This window comes from Pseudoalteromonas sp. NBT06-2, from assembly GCF_002276045.1.
Classification (GTDB): Bacteria; Pseudomonadota; Gammaproteobacteria; order Enterobacterales; family Alteromonadaceae; genus Pseudoalteromonas.
This window is the reverse complement of record NZ_NQMR01000357.1, coordinates 1-1313: the sequence shown is the minus strand read 5'-3', so window position 1 is coordinate 1313 and position 1313 is coordinate 1. Positions and strand designations below refer to the sequence as shown.

Sequence of the window (1313 nt, the reverse complement as noted above, 5' to 3'; positions counted from 1 at the left end):
CGGGTTATTGAGGTGTTACGAAAGTTATGGAGTATCTTGATCATCCAACTGTATTTGCTATGGCGCTATTTTTTGCCTTCATGATCGGAGGCAGTATAGTCCAGTGGATATTTTTAATAAGGCTAAAAAGGCTAGATTGGGAGATTTGGGTAAGAGCTGGACGACCAACAATTTGGAGTGACCGTGATTTAATTAGAGCATGGCCAACTATAAAGTTTCTCTTAGGTAAAAAATACTTGTTCACTGGTACTCGAGTTGGTCATAGGTTTTGTAGCTTTTATCGGTACCCATTATTTTTGGGGTATTTTGGTACTTGCTTATCAGTTGTCTGGTTTTTAGCTAGTTTGTTTTTAAATGGGTGGCCACAGGATTTACAATAAGTAAACCTAACAAGCGCATTATGAGCGGAACCAAAAAGCTTGGCTTGGTTCGTACCTCACCAATTATGGCCAAGCATTTTGTTCCGCATATGCGGACGTTAGCTGCCTATCAATGAACATGGACGTAATATGAAAGTTTTATTTATCTTATCCATTATTTTCTTTTCTACATGCAGCAATGCTGTAGTGAAGAGACATGATGTTCCCCCTGAAAATTATGTCATTGATAAAATGCCTGAATACCTAATAGATATGCCCCATGAAGGACATGGTGTATTAATTAATTCACAATGGGTTGTAACTGTAGCACACACTATTTTTTATGATTATGTTGGCAAGGATTTATTAATTGGTTCAAAAGTGTATGAAATTGAAAGCGTTCATATACACCCAGATTACACTCAACCTAATAAAAATTTACTTAAAGGTGATTTAGCACCCTTAATGAGTTTTTTCAAATCTAGAAGTGATATAGCGTTAATCAAATTAGCTTCAACTGTTAGCGGTGTAGAACCAATCAATATATATTCTGGTAAAAGTGAAAAAGACAAAACAATTACAGTCTATGGCAGGGGAGCTACTGGGAACGGATTAACTGGCGAAGACCCAGATACTAAATCACTTCGAGTGATGAACCAGTTTCAAAATATTGTTGAAAGCGCGGAAGGTAACTGGTTAGCATTTAAATTTGACGAACCAGAAAACGCATTACCACTTGAAGGTATGCATGGTTCAGGAGATAGCGGAGGTGCTTCTGTTATCTTTCAAGAAGGTGTCCCTTTTCTTGTAGGTTTATCAAGTTGGCAATTAGGGCATGGCGATATATCTACTTTTAAAGGTGGTTTATATGGTACTACTGCTTATCAAGTTAGGGTGTCAAATTACCATGACTGGATATTAGGTGTGTTGGGGTAACTTCTCAAAAAGCAGTGG

Annotated in this window: 2 protein-coding genes; both read left to right on the top strand. The window is 37.5% G+C overall.

Features of this window, described 5'->3' with window-relative positions; all coding sequences use genetic code 11:
- Positions 1 to 26 precede the first annotated feature (26 nt).
- Positions 27 to 380, top strand: a complete 354-nt coding sequence (locus tag CJF42_RS26030) for a hypothetical protein (RefSeq protein ID WP_095369376.1) — start codon at positions 27 to 29, stop codon at positions 378 to 380.
- Between the two features lie 129 nt (positions 381 to 509).
- The gene (locus CJF42_RS26025; RefSeq protein ID WP_095369375.1) at positions 510 to 1295 is read left to right on the top strand and encodes a trypsin-like serine protease; all 786 of its coding nucleotides are present in this window, start codon (positions 510 to 512) and stop codon (positions 1293 to 1295) included.
- Positions 1296 to 1313: the final 18 nt, after the last annotated feature.

Coding starts and splice junctions, on each gene's coding strand:
- CJF42_RS26030 (WP_095369376.1), top strand. CDS start 27: ATGGAGTATCTTGATCATCCAACTGTATTTGCTATGGCGCTATTTTTT.
- CJF42_RS26025 (WP_095369375.1), top strand. CDS start 510: ATGAAAGTTTTATTTATCTTATCCATTATTTTCTTTTCTACATGCAGC.